This window comes from Dyella sp. NPDC103356 (assembly GCF_055584465.1).
The window spans coordinates 271478-297895 of sequence record NZ_JBVJLZ010000003.1; the positions used below are offsets into that span (position 1 = coordinate 271478).

At 60.5% G+C, this 26418-nt stretch carries 25 protein-coding genes; 22 read left to right on the plus strand and 3 right to left on the minus strand.

Features of this window, described 5'->3' with window-relative positions:
- Positions 1-14: 14 nt before the first annotated feature.
- The 5 genes from ACZ6WW_RS08065 (at position 15) to ACZ6WW_RS08085 (ending at position 5390) form a co-directional block, all read left to right on the plus strand.
- On the plus strand, positions 15-617 hold the full coding sequence (locus ACZ6WW_RS08065) for a hypothetical protein (RefSeq protein WP_465273743.1): 603 nt from the start codon (positions 15-17) through the stop codon (positions 615-617).
- Positions 614-2227, plus strand: coding sequence for an XVIPCD domain-containing protein (locus ACZ6WW_RS08070; RefSeq protein WP_465273744.1), 1614 nt, complete (start codon positions 614-616; stop codon positions 2225-2227). The genes ACZ6WW_RS08065 and ACZ6WW_RS08070 overlap by 4 nt, the downstream gene beginning before the upstream one ends.
- Before the next feature lie 73 nt (positions 2228-2300).
- Entirely contained in the window at positions 2301-3980 is a 1680-nt protein-coding gene (locus ACZ6WW_RS08075; protein ID WP_465273745.1) for a type IV secretory system conjugative DNA transfer family protein, read from the plus strand.
- A 121-nt stretch (positions 3981-4101) separates the two neighbouring features.
- Positions 4102-4443 carry a GFA family protein gene (locus ACZ6WW_RS08080; protein ID WP_465273746.1) on the plus strand — a complete coding sequence of 114 codons (342 nt, stop codon included), beginning with the start codon at positions 4102-4104 and terminating at the stop codon, positions 4441-4443.
- A gap of 68 nt (positions 4444-4511) precedes the next feature.
- Positions 4512-5390: a hypothetical protein gene (locus tag ACZ6WW_RS08085; protein WP_465273747.1), complete on the plus strand. Its 879-nt coding sequence runs from the start codon at positions 4512-4514 to the stop codon at positions 5388-5390.
- On the opposite strand, the gene rhtC is transcribed toward ACZ6WW_RS08085, so the two are convergent.
- Positions 5313-5936 carry a threonine export protein RhtC gene (gene rhtC, locus ACZ6WW_RS08090; RefSeq protein WP_465273748.1) on the minus strand — a complete coding sequence of 208 codons (624 nt, stop codon included), beginning with the start codon at positions 5934-5936 and terminating at the stop codon, positions 5313-5315. The two genes, ACZ6WW_RS08085 and rhtC, sit on opposite strands and share 78 nt — an antisense overlap.
- A 174-nt stretch (positions 5937-6110) precedes the next feature.
- Between rhtC and ACZ6WW_RS08095 the strand changes: the two genes are divergently transcribed.
- Complete coding sequence (locus ACZ6WW_RS08095; protein ID WP_465273749.1) at positions 6111-7421, plus strand: NupC/NupG family nucleoside CNT transporter; 1311 nt, start codon at positions 6111-6113, stop codon at positions 7419-7421.
- Between the two features lie 155 nt (positions 7422-7576).
- Positions 7577-8143, plus strand: a complete 567-nt coding sequence (locus tag ACZ6WW_RS08100; RefSeq protein ID WP_465273750.1) for a methyltransferase family protein — start codon at positions 7577-7579, stop codon at positions 8141-8143.
- On the opposite strand, the gene ACZ6WW_RS08105 is transcribed toward ACZ6WW_RS08100, so the two are convergent.
- Positions 8144-9937, minus strand: a complete 1794-nt coding sequence (locus ACZ6WW_RS08105) for a GGDEF domain-containing protein (RefSeq protein ID WP_465273751.1) — start codon at positions 9935-9937, stop codon at positions 8144-8146.
- An 81-nt stretch (positions 9938-10018) separates the two neighbouring features.
- On the opposite strand from ACZ6WW_RS08105, the gene dusB reads away from it, so the two are divergent.
- The 14 genes from dusB (at position 10019) to ACZ6WW_RS08175 (ending at position 24247) form a co-directional block, all read left to right on the plus strand.
- Positions 10019-11005, plus strand: a complete 987-nt coding sequence (dusB, locus tag ACZ6WW_RS08110) for a tRNA dihydrouridine synthase DusB (RefSeq protein WP_465273752.1) — start codon at positions 10019-10021, stop codon at positions 11003-11005.
- Positions 10983-11933 carry an alpha/beta hydrolase gene (locus ACZ6WW_RS08115; protein ID WP_465273753.1) on the plus strand — a complete coding sequence of 317 codons (951 nt, stop codon included), beginning with the start codon at positions 10983-10985 and terminating at the stop codon, positions 11931-11933. Before dusB ends, ACZ6WW_RS08115 begins: the two co-directional genes overlap by 23 nt.
- Before the next feature lie 84 nt (positions 11934-12017).
- A complete protein-coding gene (locus ACZ6WW_RS08120; protein WP_465273754.1) occupies positions 12018-12317 on the plus strand; it encodes a hypothetical protein in 300 nt (99 codons plus the stop codon).
- Between the two features lie 100 nt (positions 12318-12417).
- The gene (locus tag ACZ6WW_RS08125) at positions 12418-12744 is read left to right on the plus strand and encodes a TrbC/VirB2 family protein (RefSeq protein WP_465273755.1); all 327 of its coding nucleotides are present in this window, start codon (positions 12418-12420) and stop codon (positions 12742-12744) included.
- 2 nt (positions 12745-12746) lie between these two features.
- Positions 12747-13073, plus strand: coding sequence for a VirB3 family type IV secretion system protein (locus ACZ6WW_RS08130; RefSeq protein ID WP_465273756.1), 327 nt, complete (start codon positions 12747-12749; stop codon positions 13071-13073).
- An 11-nt stretch (positions 13074-13084) separates the two neighbouring features.
- Complete coding sequence (locus ACZ6WW_RS08135; protein WP_465273757.1) at positions 13085-15505, plus strand: VirB4 family type IV secretion/conjugal transfer ATPase; 2421 nt, start codon at positions 13085-13087, stop codon at positions 15503-15505.
- A 51-nt stretch (positions 15506-15556) separates the two neighbouring features.
- Positions 15557-16303 carry a TrbJ/VirB5 family protein gene (locus tag ACZ6WW_RS08140; protein ID WP_465273758.1) on the plus strand — a complete coding sequence of 249 codons (747 nt, stop codon included), beginning with the start codon at positions 15557-15559 and terminating at the stop codon, positions 16301-16303.
- A 71-nt stretch (positions 16304-16374) separates the two neighbouring features.
- Positions 16375-17403 (plus strand): TrbL/VirB6 family protein, encoded by a 1029-nt coding sequence (locus ACZ6WW_RS08145; protein ID WP_465273759.1) that lies wholly within the window; start codon positions 16375-16377, stop codon positions 17401-17403.
- Positions 17404-17573: 170 nt separating this feature from the next.
- Positions 17574-18254, plus strand: a complete 681-nt coding sequence (locus ACZ6WW_RS08150; RefSeq protein ID WP_465273760.1) for a VirB8 family type IV secretion system protein — start codon at positions 17574-17576, stop codon at positions 18252-18254.
- A gap of 23 nt (positions 18255-18277) precedes the next feature.
- Complete coding sequence (gene virB9 / locus ACZ6WW_RS08155) at positions 18278-19198, plus strand: P-type conjugative transfer protein VirB9 (RefSeq protein ID WP_465274047.1); 921 nt, start codon at positions 18278-18280, stop codon at positions 19196-19198.
- Positions 19188-20309 (plus strand): type IV secretion system protein VirB10, encoded by a 1122-nt coding sequence (gene virB10 / locus ACZ6WW_RS08160; protein WP_465273761.1) that lies wholly within the window; start codon positions 19188-19190, stop codon positions 20307-20309. Before virB9 ends, virB10 begins: the two co-directional genes overlap by 11 nt.
- Entirely contained in the window at positions 20306-21334 is a 1029-nt protein-coding gene (gene virB11 / locus ACZ6WW_RS08165) for a P-type DNA transfer ATPase VirB11 (protein ID WP_465273762.1), read from the plus strand. Before virB10 ends, virB11 begins: the two co-directional genes overlap by 4 nt.
- Complete coding sequence (locus ACZ6WW_RS08170; protein ID WP_465273763.1) at positions 21300-23012, plus strand: type IV secretory system conjugative DNA transfer family protein; 1713 nt, start codon at positions 21300-21302, stop codon at positions 23010-23012. The genes virB11 and ACZ6WW_RS08170 overlap by 35 nt, the downstream gene beginning before the upstream one ends.
- 44 nt (positions 23013-23056) lie before the next feature.
- Positions 23057-24247 (plus strand): YqiA/YcfP family alpha/beta fold hydrolase, encoded by a 1191-nt coding sequence (locus ACZ6WW_RS08175; RefSeq protein WP_465273764.1) that lies wholly within the window; start codon positions 23057-23059, stop codon positions 24245-24247.
- 50 nt (positions 24248-24297) lie between these two features.
- Here ACZ6WW_RS08175 and ACZ6WW_RS08180 read toward each other — a convergent pair whose 3' ends face one another.
- Positions 24298-24996 (minus strand): SGNH/GDSL hydrolase family protein, encoded by a 699-nt coding sequence (locus ACZ6WW_RS08180; RefSeq protein ID WP_465273765.1) that lies wholly within the window; start codon positions 24994-24996, stop codon positions 24298-24300.
- Between the two features lie 209 nt (positions 24997-25205).
- Here ACZ6WW_RS08180 and metK point away from each other — a divergent pair, with 209 nt between their 5' ends.
- A complete protein-coding gene (gene metK, locus ACZ6WW_RS08185) occupies positions 25206-26405 on the plus strand; it encodes a methionine adenosyltransferase (RefSeq protein WP_465273766.1) in 1200 nt (399 codons plus the stop codon).
- The last annotated feature ends 13 nt before the right edge of the window (positions 26406-26418 follow it).

Below are 26418 nucleotides of genomic sequence, written 5' to 3' on the forward strand. Positions count from 1 at the left end.
CAGGAGATATCGACATGTACTTCGCACAAGGCTTGCGCCGTGCGCTTCCCGTGCTGGCTTTCGGCTTTCTCACTTCGGCTTATGCAACCGCTATGAAAAACCCCGCGATCAAACACAATCCGACACCGAAAAAGCGCTACGACATCACTCTGACGGTCGATGGCGCGCCCGGTCCGTTCGATTCGATCACCGGGTTCGTGGAGTACAAGGTCGCCAACGACGAATGCGTCCCGCTCGAGCCGGTCAGCGGCGCCACGATCGCCCCGGAAGAGAAGGTACCGGTGGTGTTCAAGCACGAAGCGGGCAATGTCTATATCGGCGCGATCTACGCCGATCTGATGCAGGACGAGGATTACTACGGGCTCGGGATCTGCCACTGGCAGGTCGTTGCCGCTTCGGCGGTGCTGAAGAATAACGCCGTCGAATTCAGCCCGGCTATTTTTCATAAGGACATCGAGGCGCAACACGCGGTGTCGACGTACTTCGTCAAAGGCGATTACACCGACAACACCAAGCCGCATAGCGCCTTCGGCACCACCAACCGCTCGCTCTTTCAGCCCGAGTCGCGCACCGACGTATTTACGGTCACGCTCGCCGCCAAGGAAGATTTCCAATGACGCTCAGTGCAACCGACTATGCCCTGCTGTCGCAGGACTCGTACAAGACGCGCGAGAACAATAGCAAGGTCGAGCTGGGCGGCGTCTCGTACCGCGTGATGGATCATATGAACGATCCGGTCACCGGCTACCAGGGCACCGCCTACCAGCGCCTGGATACCGGCGAGGTGGTCATTGCCCATCGCGGCACCGAACAGGTGATACGCGATGGCGTCATCACCGACGGCGGCATGGTGCTGACGGGCCTGAACCTGCAGATGGGCGATGCAGTGGCCTTTACCAAGCGTGTCATGGATGAAGCCAAAAGCGACGCTGCGAAGGGACATTACACCGCCGATGTGACGGTTACCGGGCATTCGCTGGGTGGCACGCTGGCCGAAGCCACCGCCTATAAATTCGGGCTGCACGGCCAGACCTTCAATGCCTATGGCGCGGCTGGCTTGCTCGAGGGCATTCCCAAGGGCGGCAATCAAGTCATCGACAACGTGCGTGCTACCGACGTGGTGAGCGCGGCGAGCGCGCATTTCGGCGAAGTCCGTACCTTTGCCGTGCAACAGGATATCGACAAGCTCACCAAGGACGGCTACCGCGACAACAGTACCGCGCTCAGCCTGCGCAATCCGATCGCCGTGGCGGCAACCAGCCTGAGCGCGCACGCGATCGATAATTTCGTGCCCAACGGCAAGACGCTCGGTCAATCGATCATGTCGCCGGAAAACGAAGCGCGTTATGAAGCGCATAAGGGCATGATCGATCGGTACAGGACCGACGTAATGGATGCTCGCAAGGTCATTTCGGCAGGTTGGGAAATTCCCAGGGCCGTCGTGCACGGCGCGGAGTCGCTCGAGCATGCCGCCGCGCAAAAACTCGCCCAGACTTACGATGCGCTGCATAAGACCGCGGAGAATATCGGCCACAAGGTATCCGAGGTAGCGCACCATACGGTGGACCGCGTCGAACATGCGGTCGACGCGGCTCGCAAGACGGTGACCGACGACCTGTCCAAGGGCGTGCACTTTGTCGAGCAAACCGCACAAAAGGTCGGCCATGATGCGGTTCAAGCCTTCGATGCCGCAAAGCACGCCATCGGCGAGAAATTACATGAAGCCTCGGAGGCTTTGGACGCGGCTCGCAAGAACGTAAGCGACAAAGCGTCGCAGGTCTTCGATACGCTGCGCCATCCGTCCCACCTGTTCGAAAGCAATGCGGCGGCCAAACCGACGGCCCGGCTCGACCAGGTCGCTCATCCGGACCACGCCATGTTCAATCAGGCGTTACAGGGCGTGCATCGACTCGATGCAGCCCACAGCCGCACACCCGATCAAGGCAGCAGCAACCTGGCAGGCGCACTGGTGGTGGCCGCCAAACAGGACGGCATGAGCCAGATCAACCATGTCGCCTTGAGCGACGACGGATCGCGCGCTTTCGCTGTCCAGGGCGATCTCAATTCGCCATTCAAACAGATTGCCGACGTTCACACGCAGCAGGCCATGGCGACCCCGCTGGACAAGAGCACACAATCGTTACAGCAGATCGATCAGCACCAGCGGGCGCAAGCTTCTCAACACGAACAAACCCAGCAACAGAACCCCTCCATGCGCATGACGTGATCGGCTTGATGCGCGAGAATGGCGTCATTCAGAGGAGGCCCCGTCAGGGGGCGACATTTCAGGGCAGGATTTCATGAGTAAGAGCAAGTGGATTTGGGTAACGGTGCTGTTGCTTGCAGCGCTGGCCGCAGGCGAATACTTGTCCGGGCTATGTACGCTGCTGCTGCTTAAGCTCGGCACGGCGGAGCTCGGGTTCGGGACGTATTGGAGCTACATCGGCGCCCTGGACCTGCCCCAGGTGGCTCCTTACGTCAACAAGATCAAGATCGGCGGCTATATCGGCTTTGGCGTGCCGCTGATCCTTTGGCTGATCGCGTTCTACTTTATCGGCCGTCCCAAGAAGCAAGCCATGCACGGCGATGCGCGCTTCGCCAACAGCGGCGACCTGAACAAGCACGGCATGTTCAAGGCCTCCGGCAACGGCATCATCGTGGGCAAGTTCAAGGGCGACCTGGTACGCCTGAGCGGCCAGCAGTTCGTGATCCTGGCCGCCCCTACCCGATCGGGTAAAGGCGTGGGTGTGGTCATCCCCAATCTGCTCGAGTACCAGGAGTCGATGGTGGTGCTCGATATCAAGCAGGAGAACTTCGAGCTCACCTCCGGCTGGCGCGCCTCGCAGGGGCAGGAGATCTATCTCTTCAACCCCTTTGCCGAAGACCGCCGAACCCATCGCTGGAACCCGCTGACCTATGTGTCGTCGGATCCGGCGTTCCGCGTCTCCGACTTGATGAGCATCGCCACCATGCTCTACCCGGACGGCTCGGACGATCAGAAATTCTGGGTCAGCCAGGCGCGCAACGCCTTCATGGCCTTCACCCTGTACCTGTTCGAGAAATGGGAAGACGACGAAGCACGCAACATCCCTATCGCGCTGCGTAGCAAGCCGACCCTGGGCCAGGTGTATCGCCTTTCTTCCGGCGACGGTACCGATCTGAAAAAGCTGTACCAGCAGCTCTCGCAGCAGGCGTTCCTGTCCGGCAATGCTCGCTCGGCGTTCTCCAACATGCTGTCGCAGGCCGACGAGACTTTTGCTTCGATCCTCGGCACCTTCAAGGAACCGCTCAACGCCTGGATCAATCCGGTGCTCGATGCGGCTACCAGCGCCGACGACTTCCTGCTCACCGATGTGCGCAAGAAGCGCATGACCATTTACATCGGCATCCAGCCCAACAAGCTGGCCGAGGCCCGATTGATCGTCAATCTGTTCTTCAGCCAGTTGATCAACCAGAACACCAAGGAACTGCCGCAGAACAACAAGGCGCTCAAGTACCAGTGCCTGCTGCTGATGGACGAATTCACTTCGATCGGCAAGGTCGAGATCATCGCCTCGGCGGTGTCCTATATGGCCGGCTACAACATCCGCCTGCTGCCGATCATCCAGAGCATGGCCCAGCTCGATGCCACCTACGGCAAGGACGTTTCGCGCACGCTGATCACCAACCACGCCCTGCAGATCGTCTACGCACCGCGCGAGCAGCAGGACGCCAACGATTACTCCGACATGCTCGGCTATACCACCGTGCGCAAGGAAAACCGCACGCGTGCCAAGGGTGGCGATTCGCGCAGCGAATCCGAAGAGCGCCGTGCATTGATGCTGCCGCAGGAGCTCAAGGCGATGGGACCGGACAAGGAGGTTTTCCTCTACGAAGGCATCCCGCATCCGGTGCTGTGCGACAAGATCCGTTACTACAAGGACAAACACTTTACCGAGCGGCTTATGGCCAAGGTGGATGTCCCCACGCTCAAGATTTAAATGGATCTGCGAAAGCCCCGCCCTTCGAGCGGGGCTTTTTTTGATGCGAAGCGTCAAGACAGCGCCCGATTAGGGCGGCATCCTCAAGGTCTCAGGCGCGCCCCTGAAGGAGGAAAACATCATGAAAGGCAGCTGCCACTGCGGCAATATCCGTTTCGAAGTCGATGGCGAACCGACCCAGGCGATGGCCTGCAACTGTTCGATCTGCCAGCGCAAAGGCGCACTGATGTGGTTCGTGGGTTACGACCAACTGCATCTGGAGACGCCGGAGGCGAACCTGAGCACCTATACCTTCAACAAGCACGCGATCAAGCATCACTTCTGCGCCACCTGCGGCATGCATCCGTTCGGCACTGGCACCGACCCGAAGGGCAACCGGATGGCAGCTATCAATATCCGCTGCCTGGAAGGCGTCGACCTGGAAGCCATTCCGGTCACCCATTACGACGGGCGCGCGTTATAGTCATTGGTCGGGTGTGATCCAGCTATCGGAGAGCAGGTGTGTCGGACATAGGAAATAGCCCGCGTTGGATGCGATTGTTCCTTGTACTTGGGCTCGGGTTGGGGATTGTCGCGTGCACCCAGCAGGAAGCGATCGACAAACTGGTACCGCATCCAGAATCGGAATACGCGCAGAACGTCTTGAAGCAACTGCGTGAGCGTCAGCTCGACCAGGTCGAGACCGCGTTCGCGCCTAAGCTGCGCAGCACACCCGGGCTCGACGCAACGCTAGGGAAAATGGCCGATGAATTCCCACCGGGCGAGATCGTGTCGACGAAAGTCGTCGGGACGTACATGATGTCGCGCGTGTCCAGCAATAAGCCGGGAAGCACGACCTATAATCTTACTTACGAATATCAGTTTCCCCAGAGCTGGGTTCTGGCGAACGTGGTGCTGGTAAGAAGCGGAAACGAGCTGGAAGTTGCCGGCATGCACGTGCAGCGCGAGACCCAGTCTCTGGCACAGAGAAGCACTTTTACGCTCTCTGGCAAGCCGGTGTCCTACTGGTTGATCGCGGCGCTCGTCGCCGCGTTACCGCTATTTTGCTTTGCCAGCTTCATCGTGTGCCTGCGCACACCGATTCGCCGACGTAAATGGCTGTGGGCCGTTGCAACCTTGCTCGGCGTTGTCACGCTCAGCTTGAACTGGAGCACGGGTGAGTTCAGCTTCCAATTGATTTCGATCCAATTATTGAGCGCATCGGCGGTGGCGCGGATCTACAGCCCCTGGATACTTTCGATCTCGTTCCCGCTGGGAGCGGTCATGTTCTGGATCAAGCGGAAGCAGCTCAAGCAGGAGGCGCTGACCGCCAACACCGAGCCGCCGCCTTTATCACGTTCGACGAGCAAAGATCAGGTGCAGGCCGAACGCCACGAAGATGGCACCGGCAAAACCGTCGATCCAACGTGACAGGCGCAGGTAACCGCGGCGCATGGCGGGCATGGCGAACACGGCCGCCACCACCGCGAACCACAACACGGTCTCGGCCACCACCAGCACCCAGATGCCCCAGCGAGCCGCATGGCCCACACCGCTGCCGAGGAAGGCGGAGAACACGCTGCCGAAATAGATGATGGCTTTGGGGTTGGCCAGGTTGGTGAACAACCCGGCCCGCAGGGTCGCCAGGTCGCCTTGCTGCAGTACCGCGCGCGGCTCGCCAGCCACCTTGGGCGCGGTAAAAGCGCCGCGCAGCATCTTCACGCCCATCCAGGTCAGATAGAGGCCGCCGGCAATCGTCATCGCCCGGCTCAGCCACGCCAGCTTCTGCAGCAGCAACTGCAGGCCCAGCAAGGCCAGGGCCGCCCAGATCGCCACGCCCAGGGCGATACCGACCACCCCGAAGAACGCCTGCCGGCGCGAGCGACTGACGGCCGTCTGGGAAACGAAGAAGAAATCCGGGCCCGGCGTCATCAACGCAATGATTTGCACCAGGGCAATGGTCAGGAACAGGCTCATGCGGCGACTCCGGGGCGGGGTGGCGCCATTTTATAGGCTTTGCCCCCGCGCCGGCTCACCTGCCCGCAGCGCAGCTTGCCGCCTAGGGCGCCCTCCTCTACTCTTTGATTGTTTTGTGAGCATTTTTGATGGCCTAAGGGGACCCTGCGGCCGTATCTGCGGGGTTCAAATACGATGGAATTGCTGGGCCATATCCTTTTCGGCCTGTTCGGCCTTGCGATGCTTTTGGGCATCGCGTTTCTGTTTTCCAACAATAAGCGCGCCGTCGACTGGAAACTGGTCGGTACGGGCGTGTTGTTGCAGATCGTGTTCGCCTCGGCGGTGCTCAAACTGCCGCTGGGCCGCGATGTGTTCAACGCCATCGCCGGCGGCTTCGTGAAGCTGATGAGCTACGTCAATGAAGGCTCCAACTTCATTTTCGGCAGTCTGATGGACACCAAGAATTTCGGCTTTATCTTCGCGGTGAACGTGCTGCCGACGATCGTGTTCTTTGCCTCGCTCACCGGTGTGCTGTATCACCTGGGCGTGATGCAGAAGATCGTGCAGGCGATGGCCTGGGTGATCACCAAGGTCATGCGCGTCTCCGGTGCGGAAACCACCAGCGTATGCGCCAGCGTGTTTATCGGCCAGACCGAGGCGCCGCTGACGATCAAGCCGTATATCGAGCGCATGACCGAGTCGGAACTGATGACGGTGATGATCGGCGGCATGGCGCATATCGCCGGCTCCGTGATGGCCGCCTATGTCGGCCTGCTCGGCCATAACGATCCGGTCGAAATGCAGTTCTACGCCAAACACCTGCTTACCGCCTCGGTGATGGCCGCACCGGCCACCATGATGCTGGCCAAGATCCTGGTGCCGGAAACCGGCGTGCCGCTGACCCGTGGCACGGTAAAGATCGAGGTCGAGAAAACGACCGCGAATGTGATCGATGCCGCCGCCACCGGCGCCGGCGATGGCCTGAAGCTGGCGATGAACGTCGGCGCGATGCTGCTGGCGTTTATCGCGCTGATCGCCCTGCTCAACGGCCCGATCCAGTGGCTGGGCACCAGCACCTGGGGCGGCACCGGCTCGCTCAATGGCTGGCTCTCCGGCATGGCCGGGCACGACGTGGCCTTGAGCCTGCAGACCATTTTCGGCTGGATTCTCTCGCCGATCGCCTGGCTGATCGGCGTGCCGTGGCAGGACGCGACGCTGGTGGGCAGCTTTATCGGCGAGAAGGTGGTGATCAACGAATTCGTCGCCTATGTCGATCTTTCCAAGCACACCGACCAGTTGCTGCCGCAGAGCCGCCTGATCGCTACGTATGCGTTGTGCGGCTTCGCCAACTTCTCGTCCATCGCGATCCAGATCGGCGGTATCGGCGGGCTGGCACCGGGACGTCGTGCCGACCTGGCTCGCCTCGGTCTGCGCGCGGTGCTGGGTGGTTCGTTGGCGACGTTCATGACGGCGACCATCGCGGGCGTGCTCGAGCACGTTGGCTGAGAGCCGGTTAGTTCGGAAGCGGAGCGATCCGTTTCCATCCGGCGTCGAACTGACATCCGTCACGTGAACCGGCTGACCGGCGCGACTCGCCATCAGCCGGCACCCGGCGCATAGTCCACTCCATCGATTCTTCTCTGGGGCAGGGGCCGGTTGCGATGCTGATATCTCCCGTTTGGCTGGGCGTCGTCTTCGGTGTTTCCGAAACGGTCCTCTCATTGAGCCGCCGCGCCAAGAGCGGCGCGACCAACAAAGATTCCGGTTCGCTGGCATTGTTCTGGACCGCCATCCCGGTGGCCATGTTCATCGCCTATTGGGCGGCGGTGTCCTTGCATCAGCCTGTATGGCAATTGCCTTGGGAATCCACGCTGGCGACCATCGGCGACATCATGGTGATCACCGGCCTGATCCTTCGCTGGTATTCGATCATCTATCTCGGCCGCTGGTTTACCGTGAACGTCGCCATTGCCGCCGACCAGCCGCTGATCGACGACGGCCCTTATCGTTTCTTGCGGCACCCGTCCTATACCGGCGCGCTGATGGCCCTGATCGGCCTGGGCCTGGCGATCGGCAATACCGTATCCCTGCTGGCTATCGTGTTGTTGACCGTGCCGGTATTTCTGCGCCGTATCCAGGTAGAGGAGCGCGTGCTCGCCGAAGCATTCGGTACCCGTTGGGACACCTATCGTGCGCGGACCTGGCGGTTGTTGCCCGGCCTGTACTGATCAGGCCGCACTTGCCATGACACGGTCGCGCCCACACGACTTGGCCGAATAAAGCGCACCGTCCGCCGCGCGCATCCACGTCGACAGATCATGGCAATGCGTGCCGTCGAACAACGCCACGCCGATACTGATCGTCACTCGCAGATGTCTCAACTCCCCAGTAAGCAGGAGCGTCGCCACGCCCTCGCGCAGGGTCTCGGCCAAACGCATCGCCGCATCGGTACCGTAGGCAGGGCACAGCACGGCAAACTCTTCGCCGCCGATACGGGCGAGATGACAGGCCGAATCGACGTTTGCAGAGAGATAGCTCGACACTTCCAGCAGCACGAGATCACCTTGCGGGTGACCGACGCTATCGTTGATGGCCTTGAAGTGATCGATATCGATCAATAGCAAGGCATGCGGGTGTGCCGATGGGACGCGACGCGAATCGAGCAGCGACAGTGCGCGCTCCTGAAATGCACGACGGTTGTCGATGCCGGTCAATGGATCGCGCAGGGTCTGTGCACGCAACTCGGCCGCGTGACGACGCTGTCCGCGCCACAACTGGAACAGCAGCACGCTAATGGCTACCAGCGCGCTGGCGATCAGAATCGCGATCAGATTGATCAGCTTCTGTCGTTGCTGCTCGGCACGCGCTTCGATTTGCGCGGTTTTCAGCTGTAGATCCTTGAGCCGGTTGCTGCGCTCCAACTCACCGATCTGCAGCTCCTTTTCGCGCGTGGTGTAGCGATGCTCCAGCTCGGCTTCCATGGCACGCAACTTCGGCGTGTTGGTCGCATTGTCGAATGCAAGCACTTCGCGCACATCCGCCAGCGCCTGTTTCAGTTGCCCGGCCTGCTCGGCCAGCTCACTCTCGGTTTTCAAAAGATCGGTCAACTGCCCCCCGATGCCGGCATCTCGAGCCTGCGCTACGGTGGCACGAATGCGTTCGTAGGCTTCTTGAGGATGACCCAGGGCCGCCTCTGCACGCGCAACGTCGGCGCTGGAAAACAACGAGTCGCTGATTCGCCCGGCGGCAAGTTCGTGCTTCAGCGAGGTTTGCGACAGCGGCAACGCTTCGGCGGGACGACCTAGTTGCAGATAGGCCTGCGCCAGATTGTCGCCGACCATTACGCCCAGCTCATCGGCATGGATGCGATTGAATTCCGTACGTGCACGCTGATACGTCGCTGCCGCTTCGGCATAGCGGCTGAGCGACATCAAGGCGATGCCTTCATCGTTGAGCGCATCGGCGACACCCCAACGGTCACCCAATGCGGCATAGCTACTCTCCGCACGGTGACAGGCCTCCAGCGCCTTGTCCGCCTTCTCGTCCAGAGCAAAAGCGTCACAGAGCTGAAAGCGCGCCCAGGCGACGATCTGCGGATCGGCGTGTCCGAGCACCTTGTCGGCGGCCAGCAAGGCATTGCTCAAACCGCCACCGTCGCTGTCGCCCAACCCATTGGCGATATCGTGGCGCGAGCGCAGAAAACCCGCGGTGGCGGCGGCGACCGGATCGGCGGCCGTGTTGGCCATATTGTCCAGGCGCAATAGCGATTCGGTAAGAGCGGAATCGTCGTTCGCGTTGATGGCGGCCGTGCCCATACCCCACAGTAGAGCTCGCTCGCGGGCCGCGGTGAGCGCCGGGTCGACAGCATCCAGTTCGGCCCGTACCTTGGTGATGGTCCCGGCCGGATCGGTCACTGCCGGGCCCCGCAACAGGTTCATCGAGACATGGGGCGCCGGCACAGCCGCCGCAATCGGCAGCCATAGTCCGGCAATCAGGAATACGCCCCAGGCCCCCCGTAGCATTGACCGACGCCCCCCGCGTTGAGTGCCAACGGCGCCATTATAGCGATTCGGCGCTCCCTTCCCCGTTACAATGGACCGGTTATGCAGATCGGCCCCTACCGTATCGACCCCGCCGTGGTGCTCGCACCGATGGCCGGGGTCACCGACAAGCCCTTCCGCCTGCTGTGTAAACGGCTGGGTGCGGGCTTGGCCGTGTCGGAAATGACCAACGCCGACCCCCGCCTCTGGCGCACTCGCAAGTCGCTCAAGCGCATGGATCACGAGGGCGAGCCCGAGCCGGTCAGCGTCCAGATCGCCGGTTACGATCCGGCCATGCTGGCCGAGGCAGCCCGCTTCAACGTGGACAATGGCGCCCAGATCATCGACATCAATATGGGCTGCCCGGCCAAAAAGGTCTGCAACGTGTGGTCGGGCTCGGCGCTGTTGCAGGACGAGCCGCTGGTGGCACGTATCGTCAAGGCAGTCGTCGACGCGGTGTCCGTGCCGGTAACGTTGAAGATCCGTACCGGCTGGGACCGCGAGCACAGGAATGCACTCACTATCGCTCGCATCGCTGAGGATGCAGGCATTGCGGCGCTGGCAGTGCATGGGCGCACGCGCGCAGACAAATATGAGGGCGAGGCAGAGTACGAAACCATCGCGGCGATCAAGGCTACCGTGCATATCCCTGTACTTGCCAACGGCGACGTGACCACGCCCGAGCAGGCACGCCATGTCCTGAAAGCCACCAACGCAGATGCGGTGATGATCGGCCGAGGCGCGCAGGGCCGGCCCTGGATCTTTCGCGAGATTGCGCACTACCTTGCCACCGGCGAGCATCTGCCAGAGCCTTCGCTCACCGAAATCTGCGCGATCCTGGTGGATCATCTTCATCAGCTCTACGCGTTCTATGGCGAGGAGCAAGGCGTGCGCATCGCACGCAAACATCTTGGCTGGTACGCCAAGGATCGCCCGGAAAATGCCGCGTTCCGCCACGTGGCGCTGCGTGCGGAAGCTGCCGAAGAACAGCTACGGTTGACCCGCGAATATTTCGACGGCCTGCGGGATGCTCCGCGCATCGCCGCCTGACCGGCTTACGCCGGTAAACGGACGGCCGCACCTGCGCGCCACATGGGTTTCAGCATTACCGAAACTGCTGTTATTGGGGTTGTCGCTGCTGTTGGGCGGCTGCGAAGCGACGCTTTTTGCCGGCCTTAACGCTACCGACCAACGGCAAGGCATCGTTGCGCAACGCTCGGTCGAGTTCGACAAGCAGCAGCATCTGGCTTTGGACGTCTATCGTCCCATTCATGCTATCCATGCTCCCGTCGTGGTCTTCTTCTATGGTGGAAGCTGGGTGCGGGGGCAGCGCAACTGGTACCGCTTCGTCGGCGCCTCACTCGCGTCGCACGGGGTCACCGTAGTCATCCCGGACTACCGCAAATATCCGCAGGTCACCATGGACGGGTTCATGCACGACGCGGCCGAGGCCGTCGCATGGACGTTCGACCACGCCGAAGAACTCGATGCTTCTCCCGAGGACATCTTCATCATGGGCCATTCGGCGGGAGGCCAGATCGCCGCACTACTGGCCACCGACCCTTCCTGGCTAACCGCCTATGGGCGGCGCCCGAACGACCTCGCTGGTCTTATCGGCCTGGCCGGCTGCTACGACTTCGTCCCGATTCCGCCGTTTGAGAAGGACATGCTCGACGTATTCGGCCGCTCGACCCAGGAACAGTTGCGCGCCGAACCCGTTCACTTCGTGACAGGCCACGAACCGCCGATGCTGCTGCTGCACGGTACGGCGGACAAGGAAGTCGACATCGCCAACACCTATTCCCTGGATAACGCCATGCTTGCTCAACACGAGGATGTGACGATGCGCGTCTATCCCGGCATGGGCCATTCGTCTCTGGTGTTTTCGTTGTCTCGACCACTGGGGCATGAATATGTACTTAAGGACATATTGGACTTTATAAACGGGCATCAGACGGCCGAGCATAAGCAACTTTGAAATTAGGATTTGTTTTAAACCACTGACAATTTGTCAGTGCTAGCATTCCGTCAACTCATGAAGAGTTTGTCTGGAATGAAATGGATGTCTATACCGCTGATCTTGTGCGCGTCGTTCGCCACCTATCTCGCCGCCCCCATCAGTCATGCGGGCAATGACGCCATCCAGGCAGCGTTGCCACGCAGCGATGAGCAGAACAATGATCCGCGCGTCACGGCGCTTATAAACAAAGCCAATGAGCGCGTGGCCCAGGGCGAGTCGCCTGATGTCGTCGAGCGCTGGCTCACTGGCGCGGTAGAAACCCTTGGCATCGAAAAGACCCCACCGAGCTGGGACGTCTTTGGCCAGGCGCGCTGGAAAAAACTCGCCGAAAACGCGCGCTGATTCGTTAACCCCCTTCAACCCCATTACCGCCTTGGCGAGCGTCTCCATGACCTTCGCCAGGTCACGCTCGTCTCGTCACTGACCCAAGGAGGAGTCAATCATGTCTCGTACCATCACCATGCCCCGCATCCTGGCCATCGCCAGCAGGCCATCGACACAGCTGCTGCTGATGGTCGCGCTAGTGACCACGGTGCTCTTCTGCCCGGAGCTGGCATTTGCTCAGGACATTGGCGCAAAGGCCGACAAAGCCGTCGAGTGGATCAAGACGGCCGTTCAATCCATTCTCGTCGTCGCTGTGCTCGGCTCCGGCGTGCTGGCTGCATTCGGCCGTATGAGCTGGGTGACGGTCGGACAGGTGCTGGTAGGCGCCATCGTCGCGGGCCTGGCTACCGAAGTGGTCAATGCCCTTTACGGTGGCGGCGGCTGATCGTGGCCTTGCGAAGCGACCCGTTGTTCGGTGGCCTGACCCGTCCACCCAGCATGCTCGGTCTGCCGGTGGAAGTACTCATCTTCGTGCTGGCAGGCAGCACCATCGCGTTCCTGGTCGCCGGCATCCTGCACGCCGATGTGAGCTGGAAGATCGGCGCACTCGGCATGGGCGGCGTCCTGTACGGGCTCGCCCGGCTGGTCTGCGCCCGCGATCCTCGCGCGCTGCGCTATGTCGCCCTTCAGCTCAATACCAAAGGACGGCACATGGCGCGCGCCTACTGGCATAGCGGTTCGTACTCGCCACTGCCGTCCCGCAAGCGTTACTGACCGGAACCACGATGCTGTCGCCAAAACAGTCGTTGATCAATCGCTCGCGCTCCTTGCAGGAGTATGTGCCCTACACCTCCATGGTGTCCCCACACAATCTGCGTACCCAGGCGGGCGATACGTTGACGATCATCAAGATCAACGGCGCCGCGCACGAGGCCGCCGATGACGAAGACATTCAGGCATGGCACGACGCCTTGACCGGTCTGATACGCAATATCGCTTCGGAAGACATTGCGCTATGGGTGCATACGGTGCGCGAACCGCGCTCGGAGTATCCCGGCGGCTATTTCGACGATGACTTTGCGGGACGTCTCAACAGCCGCTATCGCGCGAGTCTCAGCGGCTTGCAGATGATGGTCAATTCACATTATCTGACCGTTCTGGTTCGCGGCAAGCTATCCCGTGGTTCGCTGTTGAACTTCGGAACACGCCGCACGCAGGAGAGCGTCCGCGAATCCATCCACGACGCGAGCGCCCGGCTCGACGAAATATGCAATACGGTGATGGCTGCACTCGCCCGCTACGGCGCACGCCGACTTGAGCTGTACCAGCAAAACGGCGTGGTTTTTTCCGAAACGCTGGAATTCCTGGCACTGCTGATCAATGGCGAACGCCAACGCATCGCCGTACCCAAGGGACGCGCAGCTCACGGCATGACCAATGCCCGTGTTTCCTTCGGCGTGGATCAGTTCGAACTGCGGCTGCCCGACCGGTCCCAGATAGGCGCCATGCTCGGCGCGGCTGCCTATCAGATCGAACGCACTGAACCGGGGCATCTGAATGTGCTGCTTACGCTGCCGTTTCCGTTCGTGCTGACGCAGTCCTTCAGCATGTTCAGCCGTGGCAAGGCGATGGCTGCATTGCAAAAACAGCAACGACTTCTGGTCAACGTGGAAGACGCTTCCCAGACCCAGGTCAACGACATCGCTCAAGCGCTGGATGACCTGGTGGCCGGCCGCTCGGTATTCGGTGAGCATCACCTGAGCCTGCAATTGCTCGCCGACGACAACAAGACGCTGACCGAGCGCGTGGCGACGGTGCGATCCGTGCTGGCAGACGCCGGCTTTCTGGTCGCCCGTGAAGACGAATGCATCGAAGCGGCTTTCTTTTCCCAACTGCCGGGCAACTTTCAGCTTCGTCCACGACCGGCGCCGATCAGTTCGAGCAATATCATCGGTTATACGGGATTCCACAATTATCCGCATGGCCGCCTGCACGGCAATCAATGGGGTGATGCGCTGACGTTGTTGAAAACGACCTCGGGCACCCCGTTCTATTTCAATTTTCATCTGCCGCCATCATCACGCCGTGGCGTGAACGAGGCCGATTCCGACGATCGTGTGCCGGGCCATACCCTGCTGCTGGGACCGACCGGCGCAGGCAAGACCGTGATTCAGGCGTTCATGCTGGCTCAGGCGGAAAAATACAAACCGACGGTATTTACCTTCGACAAGGATCAAGGCCAGGCCAACTTCATCCGCGCCATGGGCGGCCATTACGCGACCCTCAAAAACGGCATACCGACAGGCTTCAATCCGTGCGCCATGGAAGACACACCCGGCAACCGGAGCATGCTTATCCAGCTAGTCAAACGCTGCATCCGCGGCGAAGAGCTGGACTATCGTTTCTCTCCGCAACGGGAGAAGGAAATCCAGGATGCGGTTGACGGCATTTATGCCATGCCGTTCGAAGCGAGGCGCTTTTCAGCCCTCCTGGAATTTTTCGATCCGACCGATCCCAACGGCAACGCCGCACGTTTCCGCAAATGGTGCACGGGCGGCTCGCTGGGCTGGCTGCTGGACAATCCGCGCGACCTGCTGGAGTTTTCCGGCGGCCGCCATTTCGGCTTTGATGTGACCGACTTCCTCGAGAACGATGAAACCCGGACCGTCACTGTCATGTACCTGTTCCACCGCATGGAGCAGCTCATCGATGGGCGACGCTTCATCCTGAACATGGATGAGTTCTGGAAGATGCTTCAGGACGAATACTTCGAAGGCAAGGCGCTGGATGCCGTCAAGACCTATCGAAAGCGCAACGCGCTTGCGCTCTTCGGTACGCAGAGCCCATCCGATGTCCTGCGCTCACGCATCAGTCGTCAGCTCATCGAACAATGTGTCAGCCAGCTTTATCTGCCCAACCCGAAAGCGGCGCGCGAAGATTACATCGACGGCTTCAAGCTCAGCGAGCGCGAGTATGAAATCGTGCGAAAGGACATGGTCGAGCAGAATCTTCGTGGCTTTCTCTTCAAGCAGGGCTCGCATTCGACCGTATGCGAACTCAACCTGCACGGCTTCGACGACGACCTGGCGGTGCTTTCCAGCACCGCCGGTAGTGTCGAGCTGTCCGAGCGCGCCATCGCGCGAGTCGGCCCTCAACCCGATGACTGGCTGCCGGTCTTTCATCAGCTTCGCCGCGAGCGCCAATAGGCGCTGCATTCAACACCCACCCACGAGGAGTGATTCATGGAAAGGAAAACCGTGCTGAAAGCCACGACGCTGTGCCTGCTCTTTGCCGCAGCGATTCCAGGCCATGCCCAAGATTACGTCGACAACACCACGTCGCCACCCTCAGGCGGCGGGACGGGCGGCGAGCAAGCCGTTCACGACGCCAAGTCCTATCAGGAGCAGCAGGCACAGACCGCCGTGCTCCAGCAACAGCTAGCCGATATGGCCAAGCAATTGGACGAACTCAAGCAGCAGACCGGCGAAGTTAAAAAAACCAATGACGCGGTCACCGGCTCGAGTGGCAAAGGCAGTATCCAGACGCAGGATTATGGGGATTCGATCCCACGAAACTGGCAGGAAACGCTGGAGGCCTACAAGGGCGGCGGCCGTGTCGAGGAACTGGCAACCGCCATTGGCGACAAGTTCAACGCAGAAGAGAAAGAACTGGCAGGTAAATCCAACGAGGAAGCCGCCAAGTATTCCCTTGACCAGGGCGTCCAGCGCAGCACCAACGGCAGCGCACTGAATGCCCAGGCTTACGAATCGAGCGTCATCCGCACCGAGAAGCTCAAGCAGCTTCAGGAGCAGATCGACAAAACCTCCTCGCTCAAGGAGATCGCCGACCTGCAGGCTCGCATCCAGATCGAGAACAGCATGATCACCAATGAGCTGGTCCGCGCCCAGTCGATGAACGGTCTGCTGCAGGAATCCGAGTACGCCAAGGCTTACCAGTCCATCAAGGATCTGTCCTTGAGAGATAAGGACGAAGGCTCGAACTAACCGTCGTGCCGATCATCGCGAGCGCGTCTCCATGCGAGGCGCGCTCGCCTATCCATCTGAAGTGACTTGCCATGATTGCTATCGAAATCGCAAAATTCTTCCTGGATGACATCGTCAAAATCGTTCAGGACGCGGTCAACACCAATTCAAGCAATCTGATCCAGATCATCGAGCCAGGCGCCATTGCCATGCTGACGATCTATGTCCTGCTTTGGGGCGCGGGCATCGCTTCGGGACGAGTGAACGAGCCGCTCAAGGATGGTATCTATCGAATCCTGCGCATCTGCTTCGTCGTGCTTCTTGGTCTGACGGCCGGCACCTATCAGCAGGACGTCGCCGATTTCTTCCTCAAGGTGCCAGCGGAAATTTCCTCCCGCATCATTTCCCAGGGCAGCGCAGGCGACTCGGTCGGTCTGGCGAGCATCATCGACAAATCCGTCGAGAGAGGTTTCGACATAGGAAGCGACATATGGGAATACGGCAACCGTAAATTTGGCTTGTTCCATTTCAGTTATATCGTCTACTACATCCTGGCGATCATCATTTTCATATGTGTCGCCGTCATCGCAGGGATCGCCACCGCCCTCGTGTTCGTTGCGTATATCGGCCTGTCCATCGTGCTCGCTGTTGGCCCGCTGTTCATTCTCTTGGCCATCTTCCAGTCGACATACAAATATTTCGATGGTTGGCTAAGCCAGATCATCAGTTTTTCGCTGCTATTCATTCTGATCGCCACCACCATTTCGCTGTGTTTTACCCTCATGGAAAAATATATGGCGACCATCGAGGGTGGCGATGCTCTGGATGCGCTGGTCGGCATGCTCAAGATCATCGGCGCGACCGCCGCCATCATTGCGGCACTCTTTGAAACGAAATCGATCGCCAGCGCACTCGTCAGCGGCGCTCAGATGTCGGGACAGAGCCTTGTGAGCCGCGCTATGGGCAAGGTTGCTCAATCGCAGGGCCACGCCCAGACGGCACGTGCTGCGGTATCCAGCGTCTCGTCTGCCGGCCGATCCGCCGGTTCCGCGGCGGCCTCCGCGGCCAGCAGCGTGGCTACCGCGGGTCGCTCCCGCGCGCGACTCAACTTCCCTCGATGAATTATTCGGCCTAACTGGAGCAATGTTTTGACCGTTCGTCACGCCTTACTTGCTGTGTGTATCACCCTCATGCTCGCCGCCTGCGGCAAGGGACTGCAGAAGGCTCCGCAGTGCAAGGGCACTTATGTGCCTGTCAACGCACCGGAGCATTATTTGAAGGATGCTCAGCCGTGAGCAGCCCTGAAATCACCGCTTTCCTGGAGGCGTCGCGCGCCTGGGAGACTACCGAAGTGTCGCGCGCGCGCAAAAGCGAGCGACGCGCATGGTTGTTTGCTGGCCTGGGCATTGCCATCGGCCTCAGTGCCTGCCTGGCAGTTGCGCTCCTCACGCCACTGAAAACGGTCGAGCCCTTTGTGGTACGCGTAGACAAGTCGAGCGGTGGCGCCGATATCATCAGCCGCCTTGACGGAAATACCGTCGAGTTCGACGAGGCCATCGATAAATATTTCCTCTCCCGATATGTCAATTATCGCGAGGAGTATTCGGATGCTCTGGCGTACTCCGACTATGAAGCGGTATCGCTGATGTCCACACGCCAGGTCGGCGACGCCTATTACCAGGCGATCAATCCTAAGAATCCCCGCTCGCCCAGCAAGGTCTACGGCAAGGAAGGCGCGGTGGAGATCGTCGTCAATTCGATCGCCTTCCTCGGCGAAGGTGTTGCTCAGGTGCGCTTTACCCGCACCGAACGCCGGCCCAACGCCGAGCCGGTCGAGACGCACTGGATCGCCACCATTACCTACAAATATTCCAAGGCATCGATGGATGCGAAGTCGCGGCTGATCAATCCCGTCGGCTTCCAGGCCACCGATTATCGCCTCGATCCGGAAACCACGGGACAAACCAAGTGACCAGGCGTCTATTACTGCTTGCCATGTCGCTGTGCGTGGCAACTTCGCTCGTACATGGCGAAGCGTCACCTAACAAAGGGCGTTTCGACGCGCGCATGAAAACAGTGACTTACAACCGCGATGACGTCATCAAGGTCGTCGGGCATTACGGCTACTCGACCGATATCGAGCTGGCTCCGGGCGAGTCGGTGCAGGACATCGCACTTGGCGATTCGCTCGCCTGGGAAATCGCGCCCTCCGGCAACCACCTGTTCGTCAAGCCTCGCGAAGACAACGCGGTGACAAACATGACGGTGATCACCGACCGGCGTGTCTACCAGTTCGCGTTGGACGCGCGGCAGAGCCGTTCGCTGCAGGACCGGTCGATGTATTTCCAGATCCGCGTGCTTTATCCGGAAGACCTGGCAGCCAAGTCCAAGGCCGACATGGAGAGGCTTGCTGCGGAAGCCTATGCGCGCCGGGTCGAATCGTCGTTCCAGAAGAACGCGCTTCCGCTCAACTGGAATTACTACGCCTGTGGCTCACGCGAGATTCGCCCGATCGAAGCCTATGACGATGGCCGTTTCACCTACCTGCGCTTCCCAGGCGCGCAGGAGATTCCCTCGGTTTTCACGATCAACGCCGACGGCAGCGAAAGCATCGCCAATGGTGCGATGAATGGCGACCGCTACGTTGTTCAACTGACCGCGCGCAAGCTGGTACTACGTAAGGGCCAGTCGGTCGCGTGCCTGGAAAATCGCAGCTACAACCCTTACGGCATCGCGACGCCCACGGGAACAGCCAGCCCGGATGTCGAACGCGTACTGCGGACTCCCGCTGCACGTTCGAAGGTAGCGCCGCCTGCACGCGCTGCTCAACCGGCTGCGCCCACGTTGCCGGCACCTACCTTGAAGGTGGAAGGCGTCATGGCCGAGCCGACCTCCGGAGGCGCACATGTTCCGTGATGCTGATAACGCCGAATCCACCGATCGCGGCAGCGACTCCGACGCGCGTGGCATCCCGCAGGTAGGCAGCAAGCGCAAAGGCAATAAATACTTGCTGTTATTTGCCATTGGCTGTTGCGCGATCTTGGCAACATCGATGGGATCGCGCGCCATGCTCGACAAACTGCGCCACCGTGGCGAAGGCAAGCAGAAGGAGGCCACGCTTGAACGCGGACTGCCCGATCTGACTCGCGATGCATTCAATGCGAAGAACGCCCCGCCGCCTCCGCCGACGGCCAAGGACCCGGCCCCGGCCTCCACGGCAGGGCTGACGGCCGCGCAGAAAGCCACCATGGACCTTGCCGAACGCCGCAAACGCGCGCCGCTGCTGGCCATGGGCGGAGCAAGAACGAAGCCGACGACCCAAGCGGCAACGCTTGGCGCGACAGCTGCCGGAAGCAGCTCGGGTGGTGGCGGCTCGTCCTTGAGCAGCGCGTTGAGCGCCACCCGCACCGTGGAGGTGTCGGCCGGACAACTGACCGATCCCGACCTCACCCTGACACAGGGCAGTTTTCTCGACTGCTCCCTGGTGACGGCCATCAACAGCCAGCTGCCTGGCATGACCACATGCACGCTCAGCCGCAACGTTTACTCGACCAATGGCCATGTGCTGCTGCTCGAACGAGGTACCCGCATCGTCGGGCAGTATCAGTCCGCACAGCTGCGGCAGGGCATGGATCGCGTCTTCGTGCTGTGGACGCGCGCGGAAACACCCAACGGCGTCATCATCAACCTCGATTCGCCCAACACCGATGCGCTTGGCCGCTCCGGCCTGGAAGGCAAGATCAACCATCACTTCTGGCAGCGATTCGGCGCGGCCATGCTGGTATCCGTAGTGGACGATGCAGCGCAGTACGCCGCCAATTCAAATCGATCCAACGGCAATAGCACCATCAATTTCAGCAACAGCGCCAGCTCCGCGAACGACGCAGCCGCGATTATCGTCGAGAGCACAGTCAACATTCCGCCGACCCTCGACCGCGCGCAAGGCGGCCACGTCGGCATCTTCGTCGCAAGAGACCTTTACTTCGGCAGTGTCTATACGCTCGCTCCCAAGCACGAGGTGCCATGAACGCCGTAGCGATCGACGATTACAGCGGCGGCTCGGCCATCGCCACGTATTTGCAGCCGCTCCAGCGGCTGCTGGCGGGCGAGATCACCGAGGTGGTCGTTAATCGCCCCGGGGAGGCCTGGACGGAAGGGCGTGAAGGCTGGCAGCGGCACGACATGCCCGAACTCAGCTATGACCATCTGCGCATGCTGGCCAAGCTGATCGCCACGTCCACGCATCAGACGATCTCGGAGAATGCGCCTGTCGTTTCGGCGGCCCTGCCCGGTGGCGAGCGCGTGCAGGCCATCGTTCCACCGGCCGTGCCGCAAGGCACGGTCAGCCTGACCATCCGCAAACCTTCGCAGTTGCGACTGACGCTGGCCGACTACGAACGCGGGGGTGCCTTCGAACGCGTCGTACTCGGGAACGACGTCAATGAGGCGCTCGAATCCCAGTTGCACGAGCATCTGCGCGCCGGACGGATTCGGGCATTTCTCGAACTGGCGGTACAGCACCGCCAGAACATCGTCGTCTCCGGCGCCACCGGCTCGGGCAAGACCACCATCATGAAGACGCTGGTGGATCTGATTCCCACCAATGAACGTCTGATCACGATCGAGGACACACCCGAGCTGGAGATACGCAACCAGCCCAACCACGTGCGGCTTTTTTATTCCAAGGACGGGCAAGGCGTGAGCAATGCCACGCCGAAACTGTTGCTCGAATCGTGCCTGCGCATGAAGCCGGACCGCATCATGCTTGCCGAATTGCGCAGCGAAGAAGCCTTCTACTTCATTCGCAACGTCAACTCCGGACATCCAGGATCGATCAGTTCCGTCCACGCCACCAGTCCGCGTCTGGCCATCGAACAGCTGATGCTGCTGGTCAAGGAATCACCCGGAGGCGCGCACCTGTCCCGCGAAGATATCAAGCAGCTTCTTTTCATGCTTGTCGACATCGTCATTCAGTTCAGCGTGGTAAACGGCCGACGCTGCGTCACCGGAATCTACTATGAGCCAGAGCGCAAACGTTCCATCCTGGCTTAAAGCGACGCTGGCTGTCGTACTGGTCCTCGGTGCGATACCGCTTTGGCTTTACCTCGCCGGCGTAGCCTTTCACTGGCTTGCGTTTCGCGGCGAGGGTCCGGCGCCGGACCTGATGAGCTGGCTCAGCTATCGCCACTTCTATGGCGGCGATCCTGTTGTACGGAAGAAGCTGGCCATCAGCGCACTGGCGGCGACTGCCGTGGTGCTTTCGCCCATCGCCCTGCTGTGGCTAAAGCCTCGACAAGCTCTACATGGTAAGGCGCGCTTTGCCAATCTGCCCGAGATACGGCGCGCCGGCCTGTTGACCAACGACGGCGACGGCATCCTTCTCGGACGCCTCGGCAACCGCTTTCTCAGCGCCGGGCTCGCGCAGTTTCCGCACGTGATGCTTGCCGCGCCGACCGGCTCGGGCAAGGGTGTGGGCGTGGTGATTCCCAACCTGCTTAACTGGAATCACTCGATCATCGTGCTGGATATCAAACAGGAGAACTGGACGCTCACCGCCGGCTTTCGCAAACAGCACGGCCACGAGGTGTACCTGTTCGACCCTGCGTCGCCGCAACAGCGCACGCATCGCTGGAATCCTCTGGGGTATATCCGCTATGAGGAAGGACTGCGCGTGGACGATATCCAGAAGATCGGCAACATCATCTTCCCCGACGTCGACGGCGCCGACCCGATCTGGAGCGCCAGCTGCCGCTCTTTCTTTCTGGGCATCGTGCTTTACATCATGGAGACGCCAGGCATTCCATTGACGTTGGGTCAAGTGGCGCGCGAAGCCTTCGCCGATACCGAAAACCGCCTGATCGACATCATCAACGACCGGCGCCTGGCGCGTAATCCGCTTTCGGTGCTTTGCGAAAGCGCCCTGCTGGACTACGCCAATACCGCCGACGATACGCGTACATCGATCCGCAAGACCTTTACCTCGCGACTGGAGCTGTTTCTCAACCCGATTCTCGATGCGGCGACGTCTGCCAACGACTTCGATCTCAATGCCCTGCGCAAGCGCAACATGAGCATATACATCGGCATCACGCCGGATAACCTGGGCCGGCTCGCGCCGTTGGTGAATTTATTCTTCCAGCAGGTCGTCGATCTCAACACGCGCGAACTGCCTGAGCACAACAAGGAACTGTCGCGTCAATGCCTGTTGCTGCTGGACGAATTCAAGTCGCTGGGCAAGCTTCCGCTGATCGTCGATGCGATTGCCTTCCTGCGTGGCTACGGCGTGAGACTTCTGCCGATCTTCCAGTCGCCAAGCCAGATCCGCGAAGTCTATGGCGAAGAAGCAGCCAAGACGTTCTTTCAGAACCATGCCGTGCGTATCTCTTACACGCCGGCGGATATCGGCTCCGCTACCGAGATCAGCAATGAACTGGGCACTAATACCGTCAAGTCATCCTCAACGTCGCGACCGGATATGTTTTCCCAGGGCTCGCGTAGCGTCAGCGACTCCGAACAGAGCCGCGCCCTGCTCCTTCCGCAGGAAGTGATGGAGCTGGGTGCCGACGAGATCCTTGTGTTCGCACGTTCGTGCAAACCGGTGCGTGGCGGCAAGATTCGCTGGTACAAGGAGACATTGTTTTCCTCGCGCGTAATCGATCCCCCCGGGGTACCCGCGGCACCACCGGCCTGGTACGTGCCGCCGTATATGCCGCCGGCACCGCCGGCCTGATACATACATGGAATAGGACAGCTCGCTCAAAAGGAGAGAACATCATGGCTATCAGCAACGAACTGGAAGGCACCGAGCCGAATGCCAAATTCGATCGTGATCTGATGATACTTTGTCGCGCCGTTTATACAGATGCCAACACCATGGAGCTGCCAGCCGGCTGGCGCGAATTAAAGCGTGACGAATACCCGCCAGGCGTGGTGGATGCGGCAAAGAGGCAAGGCGATGGGGCGCCGCTTACGGACAGTCAATCCGGTTTCCGGGCGCGCATCTTCGCCCATAACGAACAGGGACGCGGCGAATCCTATATGGTCGCGTTTCGCGGCACCGTACCTGAAGAAGGACTGCGCAAGGCTGCGGCGGTCAATCTCGGCCAAGGCATGGGTTTTGAAACCAAGCAATATGAATTAGCCGAGCGCCTGTCAAAAATGGTGTACTCAAGCTGGGGCAAGAACGTCGCATTTACCGGGCATTCGCTCGGTGGCGGACTAGCCACGATGGCCTCAGTGACCACGGGTAATACCGCCGTCATTGTCAATCCCGCCGCATTGCATAAAAAGTCGATGCAACGCGTACTAACCTCCAAAGGAAAGACGGCCGACGATTTTCTGCATAAGGCCGGCCAAGGCCAAGTACGAGCCTATAGCGTTGAAGGTGACTTCCTCACCTCCAATAAGTTCTCTTCGCTGCAAGGTCCTGTGCCTGGCGCCATCGTTCCCCTGCAGCACTATTTGAAGCCCAATCTGAAGAACCAGGGCAAGCTGCATGCTGTCGAGCGCTCTGTATCGGCTATGGATAACGAGCTACCTTCGCGCTTCACGCCGTTGAAGGACACGACTGCCGTGCTGGCGGATCTCAATCTGTCACAGAGTGGAGGCAACGCCCAGGTGAGCGAACGACGCGCTCGCGTCTACGACGCCGTTGAAGCACATCTGCCGAACATGGCCCTGTCAAATTCCACTGTCATCCGGCGCGCCATCAATGCCGAGGTTCGCAACGAAACATTCAGAGATGCAGGACAGCCACTCGCTGGTCGCAAAAATCTGGACGTAGGCGCTTCTTCCAGGCTGCAACAGCGTGTCGTCTCGACAGAGACCAAGGTGGCGGTTACCAAAGTCGCGCAAGAGGCCATGCGAAAGATAAGCGGCGAGCATAGCGATCTGGTGCCGCGCAAATCGTCTCAAGACAGCCAGGACCGGACCTCTCGATCAGGGCGCAAACGCCGTCCTTCCTAGTTTGCCGAGCGCATCAGCGTGTCCGGATGTGTCGATTTCGGGGCGATGAACTACTGCGCCTCAAAGCCATAGCTCGCTAACAGCGGCTTAAGCGCATTCACCCAGATCGCGTAGCCCGCTGGGGTCATGTGCAGGCCATCCGCCCGGAGCAATTCCGGTCGCGGATGGCTCTGTGCATCGACCATCGCGGGGCCGATATCCACGAAGCGCAGGCCGGACTTGCCCTTTATCCAATGCGCGATGCCCTCGTTGGCCTCGTGCATTTGCGGCCAGAGATTTTCCCGGGCGATGCTGGGCTTGATCGAGATATAGACGATTTTCGTCTCCGGCAGGTCGTGGCGTACGCGCGCGACAAATGCCTGGAAATCATGGATTACCTCGGCAGAGGTAGCGCCTTCGGCGATGTCGTTGTCGCCGGCGTACATGACGATCACACGCGGGTGATAAGGCGTGACGATGCGATCGACGTAGAAGGTGGAATCGGCGATGGCCGAGCCGCCAAAACCACGATTGATCACCGGCACGCCGGGGAAATCGCCAGCCAGGCTGGTCCAGGCGTGGATCGACGAGCTGCCGATAAACAGCACACCGCGCTGGGGCGGCGCCTGGGTCTGGTCCTGCGCCGTAAAAGCGGCGATATCCGGCGCCCATTGCTGCGGCGGTGGCTGTCGGGCCAGCACCGAGCCGGCGGCCAGCAGCCAACCGATCACCAGGAGCATGGCGCTGCGCGCCAGACGGGCTTGCTTCATCGGAAACTCCTTGCCTGCCAAAGCCATGGAGCATAACCGCCTCCGGCCGGCCCGGCATGCCTGACCCTGGCCAGAGGCATGAACGGGCGCCCACTGTCATCCCATTTCAGTGTTTCCGGGGGCATACTGGGCAGTGAAATCGCGCCCCGGTCCGTGTATCCTGTGCGCCCCTTTTATCTCTTTATCCGAAAAGAAGGATATTTGCCCCGATGAGCAACTACCTCTTTACCTCTGAGTCGGTGTCCGAAGGCCATCCGGACAAAGTTGCCGACCAGATTTCCGACGCCGTTCTCGACGCGATCCTGGCTCAGGATCCGCGCGCCCGCGTGGCTTGCGAAACCATGGTGAAGACGGGCGTCGCCATCGTCGCCGGCGAAGTCACCACCAGCGCCTGGATCGACCTGGAAGCGCTGACCCGCAAGGTCATCGTGGATATCGGCTACGACTCGTCCGACGTCGGTTTCGACGGCGAGACCTGCGGCGTGCTGAACCTGATCGGCAAGCAGTCCCCGGACATCAACCAGGGCGTGGACCGCAAGAAGCCCGAAGAACAGGGCGCCGGCGACCAGGGCCTGATGTTCGGCTACGCCACCAACGAAACCAAGGACTACATGCCGGCGGCGATCTACTACTCGCATCGTCTGGTCGAGCAGCAGGCCAAGGTCCGCAAGAAGAAGAACTCGCCGCTGCCGTGGCTGCGCCCGGACGCCAAGAGCCAGGTCACCCTGCGCTATGAAAACGGCGAAGCCGTGGCCATCGATGCGGTGGTGCTGTCGACCCAGCACGATCCGAACGTCAAGCAGAAAGACCTGGTCGAGGCGGTGCGCGAGCACATCCTCAAGCCCGTGCTGCCTGCCAAGTTGCTGCACAAGGGCACCAAGTTCCATATCAATCCGACCGGCAAGTTCGTGATCGGTGGCCCGGTGGGCGACTGCGGCCTGACCGGCCGCAAGATCATCGTCGACACCTACGGTGGCTGGGCTCGTCACGGTGGTGGCGCGTTCTCGGGCAAGGATCCGTCCAAGGTGGATCGTTCGGCCGCTTATGCTGCCCGCTACGTGGCCAAGAACATCGTTGCCGCCGGCATTGCCGACCGTTGCGAAGTGCAGGTCTCCTACGCCATCGGCGTGGCCGAGCCGACCTCGATTTCGGTCACCACCTTCGGTACCGGCAAGATCTCGGACGAGAAGATCGAGAAGCTGATCCGCAAGCACTTCGATCTGCGCCCGTACGGCATCATCAAGATGCTCGACCTGATCCACCCGATGTATCAGCAGACCGCCAGCTATGGTCATTTCGGCCGCACCCCTTACGAAGTGAAGGGTCCGGACGGCAAGACCTACAGCGCGTTCTCCTGGGAAAAGACCGACAAGGCCGAAGCGCTGCGCGCGGATGCCAAGTTGAAGTAAGCCCGCTTGGGTT